Source organism: Microcella flavibacter (assembly GCF_012530535.1).
Lineage (GTDB): Bacteria > Actinomycetota > Actinomycetes > Actinomycetales > Microbacteriaceae > Microcella > Microcella flavibacter.
The window spans coordinates 1,716,844-1,731,474 of record NZ_CP051299.1 but is presented as its reverse complement, the minus strand read 5'-3'; the positions used below and the strand labels follow the sequence as shown (position 1 = coordinate 1,731,474).

Genomic DNA, 14,631 nt, shown 5'->3' with positions numbered 1-14,631 from the left:
GTCACCCGTCGTTCACGCGGCCGTCGATACGATGGCGCCATGATCGACAACCCCCGTTCGCCCCGCGTCCGCGCGGCCGCGAAGCTCTCCAAGCGCGCGCAGCGCGCCGAGACGGGGCTGTTCCTGGTCGAGGGCCCGCAGGCCGTCGACGAGGCGGTGCGCTGGCGCCCCGAGCTGGTGCGCGAGATCTTCGTGACGGCCGCCGCCGAGGATCGCGCGTCCGCGCTCATCCGGGATGCCCGTGCCGCGGGCATCCGCATCGAGCAGGTCACCGGTCCCGTCCTCGAGGCCATCGCCGACACGGTCACGCCGCAGGGCATGGTCGCCGTCTGCGCGACCTTCCCCTCCAGCCTCGACGAGGTGCTCGCCGCCCGCCCGCGGCTCGTGGCGGTGCTCGAGGAGGTGCGGGATCCGGGCAACGCGGGGACGATCATCCGCGTCGCGGATGCCGCGGGCGCCGACGCCGTGATCCTCACGGGCACGAGCGTCGACCCCTTCAACCCCAAGGCCGTGCGGGCGACCACCGGCTCGCTCTTCCACGTCCCCGTCGTCGTCGGCGTCGAGCTGCAGCCGACGCTCGAGCGGCTGCGCGCCGAGGGCGCCCGCATCCTCGCGGCCGACGTCTCGGGCGGCGATCTGCTCGCCGAGCGCGCCGCGGGCGGGCTGGATGCTCCCACCGCGTGGCTCTTCGGCAACGAGGCCCGCGGGCTCACGCCCGAGCAGCTCGCGCTCGCGGACGCCGCGGTCGTCGTGCCCATCTACGGCCGTGCGGAGTCGCTCAACCTCGCCACGGCCGCCGCCGTCTGCCTCTACGAGTCGGCCTTCGCGCAGCGCCGCGCGGGCGTTTCGAGCGTGTAACGAATAGGGCCTCGCTTTGTCCCCCCTCCGCGGGGTGTGCTTGAGTGGCGGTTATGCCTGCTCTCGTCGAAGTCGACACCATCAACAAGTCCTTCGGTGACGTCCACGTCCTCAAGGACATCAGCACCAGCGTCGCCAAGGGCGAGGTCGTCGTGGTCATCGGGCCCTCCGGCTCGGGCAAGTCGACGCTCTGCCGCGCCATCAACCGCCTCGAGACGATCGACAGCGGCGAGATCCGCATCGACGGCACGAAGCTCCCGGCCGAGGGCAACGAGCTCGCCGCCCTGCGCGCCGACGTCGGCATGGTGTTCCAGTCGTTCAACCTCTTCGCGCACAAGACCGTGCTCGAGAACGTGACGCTCGGGCCCATGAAGGTGCGCGGCGTCTCGAAGGCCGACGCCACGAAGCGCGCCATGGAGCTGCTCGACCGCGTGGGCGTCGGCAACCAGGCGCAGAAGATGCCGGCCCAGCTCTCGGGCGGCCAGCAGCAGCGCGTCGCCATCGCCCGCGCCCTGGCCATGGACCCGAAGCTCATCCTCCTCGACGAGCCCACCTCGGCCCTCGACCCCGAGATGATCAACGAGGTGCTCGACGTCATGGTGCAGCTCGCCAAGGACGGCATGACGATGATCGTCGTCACCCACGAGATGGGCTTCGCCCGCAAGGCCGCCGACCGCGTGCTGTTCATGGCCGACGGCCGCATCGTCGAGGACGCGACGCCGGCGGAGTTCTTCGACAACCCGAAGAGCGACCGCGCCAAGGACTTCCTCTCGAAGATCCTCAACCACTAGACCTCCCTCCCGCCGCACCGGCACAGCACCGTTCCAAACCGATCACACTCGATACGACACCAAGGGGTACGCATGCGAATTCGACGTAACAAGACCACTCTGCTCACGGCCGTGGGAGCGGCCCTCCTGCTGGGCCTCACCGCCTGCGCCCCCGCCGGCAGCGCCGGCCCCGGCGGCGTCGACGACTCGGGCGACGCGCCCGCGACGGGCGACGGCCCCTACAACCTCGAGATCGCGGAGAGCCCGGAGTTCGAGGAGGGCACGACCATGGCCGAGCTCGCCGAGGCCGGCACCCTGCGCGTCGGCACCAAGTTCGACCAGCCGCTGTTCGGCCTGCAGGGCCCCGACGGCAACCCCGTGGGCTTCGACGTCGCGATCGCGGCGCTCGTCGCCGCCGAGCTGGGCATCCCGTTCGAGAACATCGAGTGGAGCGAGGCGATCTCCTCCGTGCGCGAGTCGTTCCTCGAGACCGACCAGGTCGACATCGTCGTCGCGACCTACACGATCAACGACGCCCGCAAGGAGCGCATCGGCTTCGCCGGGCCGTACTTCGAGGCCGGTCAGTCGATCCTCGTCGCCGCCGGCAACCCCGAGGGCATCGAGGGCCCCGAGGACGTCGAGGGCCTCCCGGTCTGCTCGGTCGAGGGCTCGACCCCGGCCGCCACGATCGCCGACGAGTACGGCGCCGAGCTGCTCGCCGCGGGCGCCTACAGCGACTGCCTCGACCCGCTGCGCAACGGCCAGGTCGTCGCGGTGACCACCGACAACGTCATCCTGTCGGGCTTCGTCGACCAGAACCCGGGCGAGTTCGAGCTCGTGGGCGACACCTTCACCGAGGAGCCCTACGGCATCGGCGTGCCGCTCGGTGACGACGCCTTCCGCACGTTCATCAACGACGTGCTCGAGGAGGCCTACGAGGACGGCACCTGGGCGCGCCTGTTCGAGGAGACCGCGGGCGTCGTGCTCGACACGCCGGAGCCCCCGGCCGTCGACCGCTACTAGTCAGCTCTCCCGGCGCGGGGCGGCCACCGGCCGCCCCGCGCCATCCTGATCCCGCCCGACGAGACGAGGCACCGTGCAATTCCTGATCGAGAGCGGCGACGTCCTGCTCGAGGGCTTCCTCGCCACCCTGAGGATGCTCGCGCTCACGTTCCTGCTGGCGCTGCCCCTCGGCGTCGTGCTCGCCGTCATGCGCATCTCGCCCGTGCCGAGCCTGCGCTGGGTCGCGACCGGCTTCACCGAGCTGCTGCGCAACACCCCGCTCACGCTCGTGTTCTTCCTGCTCGTCTTCGTCATGCCGCGCCTCGGCGTCATCATCGACTTCCAGTTCAGCGCGATCGTCGCGCTCACGCTGTACACGGCGCCGTTCTTCTCGGAGGCGATCCGCTCGGGCGTCAACTCGGTGCCGGTCGGCCAGGCCGAGGCCGCCCGCTCGATCGGTCTGACCTTCGGGCAGACGGCGCGCCACGTGATCCTGCCGCAGGCCGTGCGCTCGGTCATCCCGCCGATCCTCAACGTCACGATCGCCCTGACCAAGAACACCTCCGTCGCCGGCGGCTTCCTCGTCTTCGAGCTCTTCGCCTCGAGCCGCCGTCTCGCGAACGCCTACGCGAACGAGACCATCCTGATCTTCGTCGTGATCGCCCTCTGCTACCTCGCCATCACCATTCCGCTCGGCCGTCTCGCCGATGCGCTCGAGAAGAAGGTGGCGGTGCTCCGATGACCTCCGTGCTCTACGACGTCCCCGGCCCGAAGGCCCGCCGACGCTCGCTCATCGCCTCGATCGCCACCGGCCTGCTGCTCGCGGGCGTGCTCGCCTGGGTACTGCTGACCCTCGGCGGCGAGGGGCTCTTCGACTACGAGCGCTGGGACATCTTCCAGGACCCGCTCGTCTGGTCGGCCCTCGGCGGCGCGCTGCTCGTCACCCTGCAGGTCGCCGTCATCGCGAGCGTGATCGCGGTCGTGCTCGGCAGCGTCTTCGCCGTGCTGCGCCTGTCGAAGGTCGCGCTCGTGCGCGTGCCCACCACCATCGTGCTCGAGTTCTTCCGCGGCATGCCCGTGCTGCTGATGATGTTCTTCATCCTCATCCTCTTCGCGACCTCGCAGTACTGGGCCGTCGTACTGGGCCTCGGCCTGTACAACGGCGCGATCATCGGCGAGGCGCTGCGCTCGGGCATCGTGGCCCTGCCGAAGGGTCAGCGCGAGGCGGGCCTCGCCCTCGGGCTCACGCCGCTCAAGGCGCGCCTGCTCATCGAGTTCCCGCAGGCCTTCCGCTCGATGACGCCGATCATCGTCGCGCAGCTCGTGGTGCTGCTGAAGGACTCGTCGCTCGGCTACATCGTCGGCCTCGAGGAGCTCGTGCGCCGCCAGCGCACCCTGGCCGAGTTCTACGGCTTCTCGCAGTACGGCTTCTCGTTCTTCGTCATCACGCTCGGCGCGTTCCTCATCGTCAACCTGACGCTGTCGTACATCGCCCGGCGCCTCGCCTCCCGCACGCCGGGCGGGCGGGCGACCCGTCGTGCGGCGCGCAGCGCGATCGGCGAGATGGCCGACACCACGGTCGTGCCCGTGCAGCGCGCGGCCGAGCGGTCGCGGCACCGCACCGAGAGCGATTACACGGGCGGCAGCGGCTCCATCCAGTGACGGGCGGTACGGGATGCCCGGCTCCCGCCGCGCGGGCCCGCCCGGGCATCCTGGCTAGACTCTCGTCTCGTGCCTGACACCCCCGACCTCACCGAGTCGTCCGTCGCGGCGGTCGTCGAGGCGGCCCTCGCCGCCGTCGCCGACGCCCCCGACCTGGCCGCCCTCAAGCGCGCCCGCGCGGCGCATGCCGGAGAGAGCTCGCCGCTCGCGCGGCTCAACGCCGGCCTGCGCGACCTGCCGAACGAGCAGAAGGCCGCGGCCGGCAAGCTCATGGGCCAGGCCCGCGGCCGCGTGAACCAGGCGATCGCGGCCCGCGAGGCCGAGCTCGCCGCCGCCGAGGAGCAGGCCCGCCTGGCGGCGGAGACTGTGGACGTGACGGCGGTCGCCCCCCTGGGGCTCGCCGGAGCCCGCCATCCCCTCACCACGATGATGGAGCAGATGAGCGACGTCTTCGTCGCGATGGGCTGGGAGGTCGCGGAGGGGCCCGAGCTCGAGAACGAGTGGTTCAACTTCGACGCCCTCAACATGGACGCCGACCACCCCGCGCGCGGCACGCAGGACACCTTCTTCGTCGACCCGATCGAGAAGCACCTGCTGCTGCGCACGCAGACGAGCCCCGTGCAGATCCGCTCGCTGCTCGAGCGGCCGCTGCCCGTCTACGTCGTCTCGCCGGGTCGAACGTTCCGCAAGGACGAGCTCGACGCGACGCACACGCCGGTCTTCCACCAGATGGAGGGCATCGCGATCGATAAGGGCCTCACCATGGCTCACCTCCGCGGCACGCTCGAGCACCTCGCGCGGGCCATCATCGGCGAGGGCGCGCGCATCCGCCTGCGCCCCAACTACTTCCCCTTCACCGAGCCGAGCGCCGAGCTCGACGTCTGGCACCCGACGTTCCGCGACGGGCCGCGCTGGATCGAGTGGGGCGGCTGCGGCATGGTCAACCCGAACGTGCTGCGCGCGGCGGGCATCGACCCCGACGTGTACCAGGGCTTCGCCTTCGGCATGGGCATCGAGCGCACGCTCATGTTCCGCAACGGCGTCCAGGACATGCGCGACATGATCGAGGGCGACGTGCGCTTCTCCCAGCAGTTCGGAATGGTGGTCTGATGCGCATCCCCCTCTCGTGGCTCCGCGAGTACGTCGACGTGCCCGCGCAGGGCTCGCCCGCCGATGACGCCGACCACCTCCACGCCGCCCTCGTCAAGGTCGGGCTCGAGGAGGAGGGCGTGCACGGCGGCGCCCTCACCGGGCCGATCGTCGTCGGCGAGGTGCTCGACTTCGTCGAGGAGCCGCAGAAGAACGGCAAGACCATCCGCTGGTGCCAGGTCGCGACGGGCGTGCGGGAAGAGGACGGCGAGCGGGAGGTGCGCGGCATCGTCTGCGGCGCCCGCAACTTCATGGTCGGCGACAAGGTGGTCGTGAGTCTGCCCGGCGCGGTGCTGCCCGGGCCGTTCCCCATCTCGGCGCGCACGACCTACGGCCACGTCTCCGACGGCATGATCGCGAGCGCCCGCGAGCTCGGTCTCGGCGACGAGCACGACGGCATCCTGCGCCTCGAGACGCTCGGCCTCGACGCCGAGCCGGGCACCGACGCGATCGCGCTGCTCGGGCTCGACGACATCGCCGTCGAGGTCAACGTCACGCCCGACCGCGGCTATGCGCTCTCGGTGCGGGGCATCGCGCGCGAGTACGCCAACTCGACCGGCGCGGTGCTGCGCGACCCGGCCAAGCGCTCCGAGCCGGGGGAGGGCACGGGCTTCGCCGTGCTCGTCGACGACCGCGCCCCCGTGCGCGGGCGCCGCGGCTGCGACGTCTTCGTCACGCGCGTCGTGCGCGATATCGACCCCTCGCGGCCGACGCCCGCATGGATGGCGAGCCGGCTGGGGCTCGCCGGCATCCGGTCGATCTCGCTGCCCGTCGACATCACCAACTACGTGATGCTCGAGCTCGGGCAGCCGCTGCACGCCTACGACCTCGGCAAGCTCAGTGGCGGCATCGTTGTGCGCCGCGCCGTCGCGGGGGAGACGATCGTCACCCTCGACGACCAGACGCGCACGCTCGACGCCGAGGATCTGCTCATCACCGACGACTCCGGCCCCATCGGCATCGCGGGCGTCATGGGCGGCGCCCACACCGAGGTCGACGCGACCACGCGCGACGTGCTCATCGAGGCCGCGAACTTCGACCCCGTGTCGATCGCCCGCAGCGCGCGCCGCCACAAGCTGCCGAGCGAGGCCTCGAAGCGCTTCGCCCGCGGCGTCGACCCGCTCGTCGCCGAGCCCGCCGCGCAGCGCGTCGTCGACCTGCTGGTCGAGCTCGCCGGCGGCACCGTCGACGACCTCGGCTCGGCCTGGATCGAGGCCAAGCGCCCCGACTCGATCGCGCTGCCCGAGGGCTTCGCCGACCGCCTCATCGGCGTCGACTACTCCCTCGACGAGATCACCGACTCGCTCATCGCGGTTGGCTGCCGCATCAAGCCGGAGGGCGAGGGCTGGCTCGTCGAGCCGCCCAGCTGGCGGCCCGATCTCGTGGACGCGCCCTCGCTCGTCGAGGAGATCGCGCGCATCGTCGGCTACGACCGCATCCCCGCGACGCTGCCCGTCGCCCCGCCCGGCCGCGGGCTCACCCGCTCGCAGCGCGTCCGCCGCGCGCTGGGGCAGGCGCTCGCCGCCGCCGGGCTCACCGAGGTGCTCGCCTACCCCTTCGTCTCGAGTTCCGACAACGAGCTCATGGCCGGCGAGGGCGTCGCGCAGATGCGCCTCGCCAACGCCATCGACGCCGAGACCGCCATGCTGCGCCGCAGCCTGCTCCCCGGGCTCACCGCGATCGCGCACCGCAACCTCGCCCGCGGCCTCACCGACCTCGCGGTCTTCGAGATCGGGCGCGTGTTCCTGCCCGAGCAGGGGCGCGAGTACGGCGTGCCGAGCGTGCCGTTCGGCACGGCGCGGCCGGATGAGGATGCCCTGCGCGAGCTCGAGCAGAGCATCCCGCACCAGCCCTGGTCGGTGGCCGCGCTCGTCGTCGGCGATCAACGTGCCCGCGGCATCGGCCAGCAGCCGGAGCCCGCCGGGCTCGCCGACGCGCTCGACGCCGCTCGCACCATCGCCGCCGTCGCGGGCGTGAGCCTGCGCATCGAGTCGGGCGCGCACCCCGCCCTGCACCCCGGCCGCACGGCCGTGCTGCTCGTCGGCGACGAGCGCGTCGGCATCGCGGGCGAGCTGCTTCCCGCGATCGCGGAGGAGCGCGACCTGCCGCGCCGCGTCGGCGTCGTCGAGCTCGACCTCGACCGGCTCGTCGCGCTCGGCGACGGCATCGTGCAGGCCGCGCCGATCGTCGGCTACCCGGCGGCGACGCAGGACCTCTCGGTGGTCGTGCCGCTCGACGCCCCCGCGGGCGCCGTGCGCGACGCGGTCGTCGAGGGCGCGGGCGCGCTGCTCGAGCAGGCCGTGCTCGTCGACGACTACCGCGGCGAGGGCCTCGAGCCCGGCACGAAGTCGCTCACGCTCGCGCTGCGGTTCCGGGCGGCCGACCGCACGCTCACCGCGGCCGAGGCGACCGAGGCGAAGAACGCCGGGCTCGCGCTCGCGGCCGAGCGCTTCGGCGCCGTGCTGCGCGGCTGAGCCTCGAGCGGCTCCTAAGCTAGAGGCATGCCGTATTCAGTCGCGGTGGCCGGCGCGAGCGGCTACGCCGGGGGTGAGGCGCTGCGCATGCTCGCGGCCCACCCCGAGTTCGAGGTGCGCCGGGCGACCGCGCACTCGAACGCCGGCGAGCGCGTCATCGACGTGCACCCGCACCTGCGCTCCCTCGCCGACCTGCGCTTCACCGAGACCAGCCCCGAGCAGCTCGCCGGGCACGACGTCGTCGTGCTCGCCCTGCCGCACGGCACCTCCGGCGCCATCGCCGCGCAGCTGCCCGACGACACGATCGTGCTCGACCTCGGCGCCGATCACCGGTTGACGAGCGGCGAGGACTGGGCGCGCTACTACGGCGGCGAGCACCACGGCGCGTGGGCGTACGGGCTCCCGGAGCTCCCGCACGCCGACGGATCGCGCCAGCGCGAGGCCCTCGTCGGCGCGCGGCGCATCGCGGTGCCCGGCTGCAACGTCACGGCCGTCTCGCTCGGCCTCGTGCCGGGCATCCATGCCGGGCTCATCGAGCCCGGCGATCTCACCGCCGCCCTCGCCGTCGGCCCGAGCGGCGCCGGCCGGGCGCTGAAGACGAACCTCCTCGCGAGCGAGATCCTCGGCTCGGCCGCGCCCTACGCGGTCGGCGGCGTGCACCGGCACATCCCCGAGATCCTGCAGAACGTGCGGCTCGCGGGCGGCGTCGACCCGACCATCTCGTTCACGCCCGTGCTCGTGCCGATGAGCCGCGGCATCCTCGCGACCGTCACCGCGCGCCTCGTGCCCGGCACCGACCCGGCCGCCGTGCGCGCCGCGTGGGATGGCCTCTACGCCGATGAGCCCTTCGTGCACCTGCTGCCCGAGGGCTCCTTCCCGACGACGGCCGCCGCGCTCGGGGCCAACACAGCGCTGATCGGGCTCGCCGTCGACGAGGACGCCGGCCGGGTCGTCATCGTCATCGCCCTCGACAACCTCGTGAAGGGCACGGCCGGCGCCGCCGTGCAGTCGCTCAACATCGCGCTCGGACTGCCCGAGACGCTCGGCCTTCCCCTCGACGGAGTCGCCCCGTGACCGTGACCGCCCCCGCCGGCTTCGAGGCCGCGGGCGTCGCCTGCGGGTTGAAGAGCTCCGGCGCCGCCGACCTCGCCCTCATCGTCAACCGCGGCCCGCGCCGCGCCGCCGCCGCGGTGTTCACGAGCAACCGGGCGAAGGCCAACCCCATCATCTGGTCGCAGCAGGCGATCGCCGACGGCGAGGTCGCCGCGATCGTTCTCAACTCGGGCGGCGCCAACTGCTTCACCGGCGCGCAGGGCTTCCAGACGACGCACGCCACGGCGGAGGCCGTCGCCGAGGCGCTCGAGGTCGGGGCGGGCGAGGTGCTCGTCTGCTCGACCGGCCTCATCGGCGAGCAGCTCGATCGCGACCGCCTCCTCGCGGGCGTCACCGCGGCCGCCGCCGCGCTCGGCGCCGAGGGCGGAATGGACGCGGCCCGCGCCATCATGACCACCGACAGCGTGCCGAAGACGGCCGAGCGCCGCGGCGACGGCTGGGCGATCGGCGGCATCGCGAAGGGCGCCGGGATGCTCGCCCCGGGCCTTGCGACCATGCTCGTGGTCATCACGACCGACGTCGACCTCCCGGCTCCGGACCTCGATGCGGCGCTGCGCCGCGCGACCCGCGTCAGCTTCGATCGGCTCGACTCCGACGGCTGCATGTCGACCAACGATCAGGTGACGCTCATGGCGAGCGGAGCATCCGGCATCGCCCCCGACGCCGCGGCGTTCGAGGCGGAGCTCACCGCGCTCTGCCTCGATCTCGCCGCGCAGCTGCAGTCCGACGCCGAGGGCGCGAGCCACGACATCCGCATCGAGGTCGTCGGCGCAGCGTCCGAGGACGACGCGGTCGAGGTGGGCCGCTCGATCGCCCGCAACAACCTCTTCAAGGCCGCGGTCTTCGGCAACGACCCCAACTGGGGCCGCGTGCTCGCCGCGATCGGCACGACCGGTGCCGCCTTCGACCCCTACGACGTCGACGTCAGCATGAACGGCGTGCGCGTCTGCACCGCGGGCGGCCCCGATCGCCCGCGCGACGAGGTCGACCTGAGCGGTCGGGCCGTGCACGTGCTCGTCGACCTCCGCGTCGGCGAGGCGACCGCCACCATCCTCACGAACGACCTCACGCACGACTACGTCCACGAGAACAGCGCATACTCCTCCTGATGAGCACCCTCCACGAGTCCTCCGACTTCGCCCTCGCGACCGAGAAGGCGCGCACCCTGATCGAGTCGCTGCCCTGGCTCCGCCGCTTCCGCGACCGCATCGTGGTCGTGAAGTTCGGCGGCAACGCGATGGTCAGCCCCGAGCTGCAGCGCGCCTTCGCCGACGACATGGTCTACCTGCAGACGGTGGGTCTCAAGCCCGTCGTCGTGCACGGCGGCGGCCCCCAGATCTCGGCCATGCTCGATCGCTTCGGCATCGAGAGCGAGTTCAAGGGCGGCTACCGGGTGACGAGCACCGAGGCGATCGACGTCGTGCGCATGGTGCTCGCCGGCCAGATCAGCCGCGAGCTCGTCGGGCTCATCAACCGCCTCGACCCGGCCCTCGCGGCCGCCGTCTCGGGGGAGGACGCGGGCCTCTTCCGCGGCCGCCGCCGCGGCGTCGTCGTCGACGGCGAGGAGCACGACCTCGGCCACGTCGGCGACATCGTCGGCGTCGACCCCTCGATCGTCCTCGCCCATGTGCAGGCGGGGCGCATCCCCGTCGTCTCCTCCATCGCCCCCGACATGGATGCTCCGGGCCACAGCCTCAACGTCAACGCCGACGCCGCGGCCGCCGCGCTCGCCGTCGCGCTCGGCGCCGAGAAGCTCGTCGTGCTGACCGACGTGCCCGGCCTCTACAGCGACTGGCCGAACCGCGACTCGCTGGTCTCCTCGATCAGCAGCGAGGAGCTGCGCGCGATGCTGCCCGGCCTCGAGTCGGGCATGATCCCGAAGATGGCCGCCTGCCTCGAGGCGGTCGACGGCGGCGTCCCCCGTGCGGCGATCATCGACGGCCGGCAGCAGCACTCGGTGCTGCTCGAGATCTTCACCGAGCACGGCATCGGCACGGAGGTGGTGCCCGCATGAGCGAGCCGCAGCCCGTCACGGGCGAGCAGACCGAGCAGTACCGCTCCCGCTTCGCGCACGTCGCGATGCGCTCCGCCCCGACCCCGATGGCGGTGCTCGAGCGCGGCGAGGGCGCCCGGGTGTGGGACGTCGACGGGGCCGAGTACCTCGACTTCCTCGCCGGAATCGCCGTCAACGCGCTCGGCCACGCGCATCCCGTGGTCGTCGAGGCGATCGCCGCCCAGGCGGCGCGCGTCATGCACGTCAGCAACTACTTCACCTCGCCGCCCGCCGTCGCCTTCGCCGAGACGCTCGTGCGCCTCACCGGCGCGGGGGAGTCGGGCCGCGTGTACCCCGCGAACTCGGGCGCCGAGGCGATCGAGGCGGCCGTCAAGCTCGCGCGGCGCACGGGCCGGCCCCGCATCATCGCCTTCGAGAGCGGGTTCCACGGCCGCACGATGGGGGCGCTCGCCCTCACCGGCAAGGCCGCGCTGCGCGCGCCCTTCGAGCCCATGCTGCCGGGCGTCGAGCACATCCCGACCGACCTCGCCGCGCTCGAGGCCGCGATGGGCCCCGACGTCGCCGCCGTGATCCTCGAGCCCATCAAAGGCGAGGCCGGCGTCGTGCCGCTGCCCGCCGGATTCCTCGCGGCCGCGCGCCGCCTCACCCGCGAGCACGGCGCGCTCCTCATCGTCGACGAGATCCAGACCGGCGCCGGGCGCACCGGCGACTGGTTCGCCTTCCAGCACGCCGGCGAGCTCGAGCCGGGCGACCTGCCCGACGCGATCGTGCTCGCGAAGGGCATCGGCGGCGGCGTCCCCGTCGGCGCGCTCGTTACCACCGGCGCCGCGAGCGAGCTCTTCACCCTCGGCCAGCACGGCTCGACCTTCGGCGGCAATCCGCTGGCGACCGCGGTCGCGGTGGCCGTGCTCGGCGAGATCGAGCGCGCCGATCTCGTCGGCAACGCGGCCCGGCGGGGCGAGCAGCTCATGCAGGGCATCCGCGATCTCGCCTCGCCGCTCGTCACCGAGGTCCGCGGTCGCGGGCTCCTCATCGGCGTCGAGCTCGACCGCGCCGTCGCCGGGCACGTTGTCGCCGCCGCCCTCGAGCGCGGGCTGATCATCAACGCCGCGAGCGGCACGACCGTGCGCCTCGCGCCGCCGCTCATCATCGGCGACGCCGAGATCGAGCGCTTCCTGACCCTGTTCTCCGCGAGCCTGGAGGCCGCCGCATCATGACCGCCACCACCCGCCACTTCCTCCGCGACGACGACCTGAGCCCCGCCGAGCAGACCGAGATCCTCGACCTCGCCGAGCGACTGAAGGCCGACCGCTGGTCGACCCGGCCGCTCGAGGGCCCGCAGACGGTCGCCGTCATCTTCGACAAGTCGTCCACCCGCACGCGCGTGAGCTTCGCCGTCGGCATCGCCGACCTCGGCGGTCAGCCGCTCATCATCTCGACGGCGAACAGCCAGCTCGGCGGCAAGGAGACCCCTTCCGACACCGCGCGCGTGCTCGAGCGCATGGTCGCCGCGATCGTCTGGCGCACCTACGGCCAGGCCGGCCTCGAGGAGATGGCGGCCGGCACGACCGTCCCCGTCGTCAACGCGCTCTCCGACGACTTCCACCCCTGCCAGCTGCTCGCCGACCTCCTCACGATCCGCGAGCACAAGGGCCGCCTCGCCGGCCTCACCGTCGCCTTCATCGGCGACGGCGCCGACAACATGGTGCACTCCTACCTGCTCGCCGGCGCCACCGCGGGCATGCACGTGCGCGTCGGCTGCCCCGCCGAGTACGCGCCGAAGCCCGAGGTCATCGCCGACGCCGAGCGCATCGCCGCCGCGACCGGCGGCTCGATCGCGGTGCACCACGACGTGCGGGCGGCGGTGGCCGGCGCCGACGTCGTCGTCACCGACACCTGGGTCTCGATGGGCAAGGAGGAGGAGAAGGCCTCCCGCGTCGCCGTCCTCAGCCCCTACAAGGTGGATGCCGCGCTCATGTCCCACGCCGCCCCCGACGCGATCTTCCTCCACTGCCTGCCGGCCGACCGCGGGTACGAGGTCGACGCCGAGGTCATCGACGGGCCGCAGTCGGTCATCTGGGACGAGTCGGAGAACCGCCTCCACGCGCAGAAGGCGCTGCTGGTCTGGCTGCTCGAGCGCTCCGCCGGAGCCCGCTGATGAGCTCCACGGCGGACTCCCCGGCGGGTGCCACCACCAACGAGGGCTCGCTCTGGGGCGCGCGCTTCGCCGGCGGCCCCTCGCCCGAGCTGCAGCGGCTCAGCCGCTCCACCCACTTCGACTGGCAGCTCGCGCCCTACGACCTCGCCGGGTCGCGCGCGCACGCGCGGGGCCTCGCGGCCGCGGGCTACCTCGAGGCCGGGGAGCTCGATCGGATGCTCGCGGGGCTCGACGCGCTCGAGCGGCGCTGGCGCAGCGGCGAGCTGCAGCCGCGGCCGGAGGACGAGGACGTGCACGGGGCGCTCGAGGCCGCGCTGCTCGTCGAGGTCGGCGCCGAGCTCGGCGGCAAGCTCCGGGCCGGCCGCAGCCGGAACGATCAGATCGCCACCCTCGTGCGCCTCTACCTGCGCGAGCACGCGGCGCGGATCGGCACCGAGCTGCGGGCGCTCATCGGCGCCCTCGCGGCGCAGGCCGACGCGCATCCCGTCGCCGTCATGCCGGGGCGCACCCACCTGCAGCACGCGCAGCCGATCCTGCTCGCGCACCACCTGCTCGCCCACGCCTGGCCGCTCGTGCGCGACCTCGAGCGCCTGCGCGACTGGGCGGTGCGCGCCGACCGCTCGCCCTACGGCGCGGGCGCCCTCGCCGGCAGCTCGCTCGGGCTCGACCCGGCGCTCGTCGCCGCCGACCTCGGCTTCGGCCTCGGGCCGAGCGAGAACTCGATCGACGCGACCGCGAGCCGCGACGTCGTCGCCGAGTTCGCCTACGTCGCGGCGCAGATCGGCATCGACCTTTCGCGGCTGTCGGAGGAGATCATCTTCTGGAACACCCGAGAGGTCGGCTTCGTCACCCTGCACGACGGCTACTCGACGGGATCGTCGATCATGCCGCAGAAGAAGAACCCCGACATCGCCGAGCTCGCGCGCGGCAAGGCGGGCCGGCTCATCGGCGACCTCACCGGGCTGCTGACGACGCTCAAGGGCCTCCCGCTCGCGTACAACCGCGACCTGCAGGAGGACAAGGAGCCCGTCTTCGACGCCGTCGAGACGCTCGAGGTACTGCTGCCGGCCTTCACGGGCATGGTCGCGACGCTGACCTTCCATCCCGAGCGCATGGCCGAGCTCGCCCCGCAGGGCTTCTCGCTCGCGACCGACGTCGCCGACTGGCTGGTCCGCCGCGGGGTCCCGTTCCGCGAGGCGCACGAGATCTCGGGCGCCCTCGTCGCGCACTGCGAGCGCTCGGGCCTCGACCTGCACGAGCCGAGCGACGCCGACTACGCCGCGATCGACCCGCGCCTCACGGGCGAGGTGCGCGAGGTGCTCACGGTCGAGGGCTCGATCGCCTCGCGCTCGGCGGCGGGCGGCACCGCGGCCTCCGCCGTCGCCGCTCAGCGCGCCCACCTCGACGAGCGGCTCGCGTCGCTCTGATCGC

The 14,631-nt window shown here is 72.9% G+C and carries 13 protein-coding genes; all 13 read left to right on the top strand.

All coding sequences use genetic code 11. The features are described from left to right. Positions 1–39: 39 nt before the first annotated feature. Positions 40–858, top strand: coding sequence for a TrmH family RNA methyltransferase (locus tag HGB54_RS08210; RefSeq protein ID WP_168916003.1), 819 nt, complete (start codon positions 40–42; stop codon positions 856–858). A 53-nt stretch (positions 859–911) separates the two neighbouring features. Then, positions 912–1,649, top strand: coding sequence for an amino acid ABC transporter ATP-binding protein (locus HGB54_RS08205; RefSeq protein ID WP_168916002.1), 738 nt, complete (start codon positions 912–914; stop codon positions 1,647–1,649). A gap of 72 nt (positions 1,650–1,721) precedes the next feature. Beyond that, positions 1,722–2,651: a glutamate ABC transporter substrate-binding protein gene (locus HGB54_RS08200; RefSeq protein WP_168916001.1), complete on the top strand. Its 930-nt coding sequence runs from the start codon at positions 1,722–1,724 to the stop codon at positions 2,649–2,651. A gap of 73 nt (positions 2,652–2,724) precedes the next feature. Beyond that, on the top strand, positions 2,725–3,372 hold the full coding sequence (locus HGB54_RS08195; protein WP_168916000.1) for an amino acid ABC transporter permease: 648 nt from the start codon (positions 2,725–2,727) through the stop codon (positions 3,370–3,372). After that, entirely contained in the window at positions 3,369–4,292 is a 924-nt protein-coding gene (locus HGB54_RS08190; RefSeq protein WP_168915999.1) for an amino acid ABC transporter permease, read from the top strand. The genes HGB54_RS08195 and HGB54_RS08190 overlap by 4 nt, the downstream gene beginning before the upstream one ends. A 69-nt stretch (positions 4,293–4,361) precedes the next feature. Further along, a complete protein-coding gene (gene pheS / locus HGB54_RS08185; RefSeq protein ID WP_168915998.1) occupies positions 4,362–5,402 on the top strand; it encodes a phenylalanine--tRNA ligase subunit alpha in 1,041 nt (346 codons plus the stop codon). Beyond that, positions 5,402–7,915, top strand: coding sequence for a phenylalanine--tRNA ligase subunit beta (gene pheT / locus HGB54_RS08180; RefSeq protein WP_168915997.1), 2,514 nt, complete (start codon positions 5,402–5,404; stop codon positions 7,913–7,915). Before pheS ends, pheT begins: the two co-directional genes overlap by 1 nt. Before the next feature lie 27 nt (positions 7,916–7,942). Beyond that, positions 7,943–8,989: an N-acetyl-gamma-glutamyl-phosphate reductase gene (gene argC, locus HGB54_RS08175; protein ID WP_168915996.1), complete on the top strand. Its 1,047-nt coding sequence runs from the start codon at positions 7,943–7,945 to the stop codon at positions 8,987–8,989. Beyond that, positions 8,986–10,137 carry a bifunctional glutamate N-acetyltransferase/amino-acid acetyltransferase ArgJ gene (gene argJ, locus HGB54_RS08170; RefSeq protein ID WP_168915995.1) on the top strand — a complete coding sequence of 384 codons (1,152 nt, stop codon included), beginning with the start codon at positions 8,986–8,988 and terminating at the stop codon, positions 10,135–10,137. Before argC ends, argJ begins: the two co-directional genes overlap by 4 nt. Further along, on the top strand, positions 10,137–11,042 hold the full coding sequence (gene argB / locus HGB54_RS08165; protein ID WP_168915994.1) for an acetylglutamate kinase: 906 nt from the start codon (positions 10,137–10,139) through the stop codon (positions 11,040–11,042). The genes argJ and argB overlap by 1 nt, the downstream gene beginning before the upstream one ends. Further along, a complete protein-coding gene (locus HGB54_RS08160) occupies positions 11,039–12,259 on the top strand; it encodes an acetylornithine transaminase (RefSeq protein WP_168915993.1) in 1,221 nt (406 codons plus the stop codon). Before argB ends, HGB54_RS08160 begins: the two co-directional genes overlap by 4 nt. Continuing rightward, a complete protein-coding gene (gene argF / locus HGB54_RS08155; protein ID WP_168915992.1) occupies positions 12,256–13,200 on the top strand; it encodes an ornithine carbamoyltransferase in 945 nt (314 codons plus the stop codon). The genes HGB54_RS08160 and argF overlap by 4 nt, the downstream gene beginning before the upstream one ends. Further along, positions 13,200–14,627 carry an argininosuccinate lyase gene (gene argH, locus HGB54_RS08150; RefSeq protein ID WP_168915991.1) on the top strand — a complete coding sequence of 476 codons (1,428 nt, stop codon included), beginning with the start codon at positions 13,200–13,202 and terminating at the stop codon, positions 14,625–14,627. The genes argF and argH overlap by 1 nt, the downstream gene beginning before the upstream one ends. The last annotated feature ends 4 nt before the right edge of the window (positions 14,628–14,631 follow it).

What these genes read in the sequence shown, in the direction of transcription:
- HGB54_RS08210 (WP_168916003.1), top strand. Translation starts at nt 40, where the DNA reads ATGATCGACAACCCCCGTTCGCCCCGCGTCCGCGCGGCCGCGAAGCTC.
- HGB54_RS08205 (WP_168916002.1), top strand. Translation starts at nt 912, where the DNA reads ATGCCTGCTCTCGTCGAAGTCGACACCATCAACAAGTCCTTCGGTGAC.
- HGB54_RS08200 (WP_168916001.1), top strand. Translation starts at nt 1,722, where the DNA reads ATGCGAATTCGACGTAACAAGACCACTCTGCTCACGGCCGTGGGAGCG.
- HGB54_RS08190 (WP_168915999.1), top strand. Translation starts at nt 3,369, where the DNA reads ATGACCTCCGTGCTCTACGACGTCCCCGGCCCGAAGGCCCGCCGACGC.
- pheT (WP_168915997.1), top strand. Translation starts at nt 5,402, where the DNA reads ATGCGCATCCCCCTCTCGTGGCTCCGCGAGTACGTCGACGTGCCCGCG.
- argC (WP_168915996.1), top strand. Translation starts at nt 7,943, where the DNA reads ATGCCGTATTCAGTCGCGGTGGCCGGCGCGAGCGGCTACGCCGGGGGT.
- argB (WP_168915994.1), top strand. Translation starts at nt 10,137, where the DNA reads ATGAGCACCCTCCACGAGTCCTCCGACTTCGCCCTCGCGACCGAGAAG.
- HGB54_RS08160 (WP_168915993.1), top strand. Translation starts at nt 11,039, where the DNA reads ATGAGCGAGCCGCAGCCCGTCACGGGCGAGCAGACCGAGCAGTACCGC.
- argF (WP_168915992.1), top strand. Translation starts at nt 12,256, where the DNA reads ATGACCGCCACCACCCGCCACTTCCTCCGCGACGACGACCTGAGCCCC.
- argH (WP_168915991.1), top strand. Translation starts at nt 13,200, where the DNA reads ATGAGCTCCACGGCGGACTCCCCGGCGGGTGCCACCACCAACGAGGGC.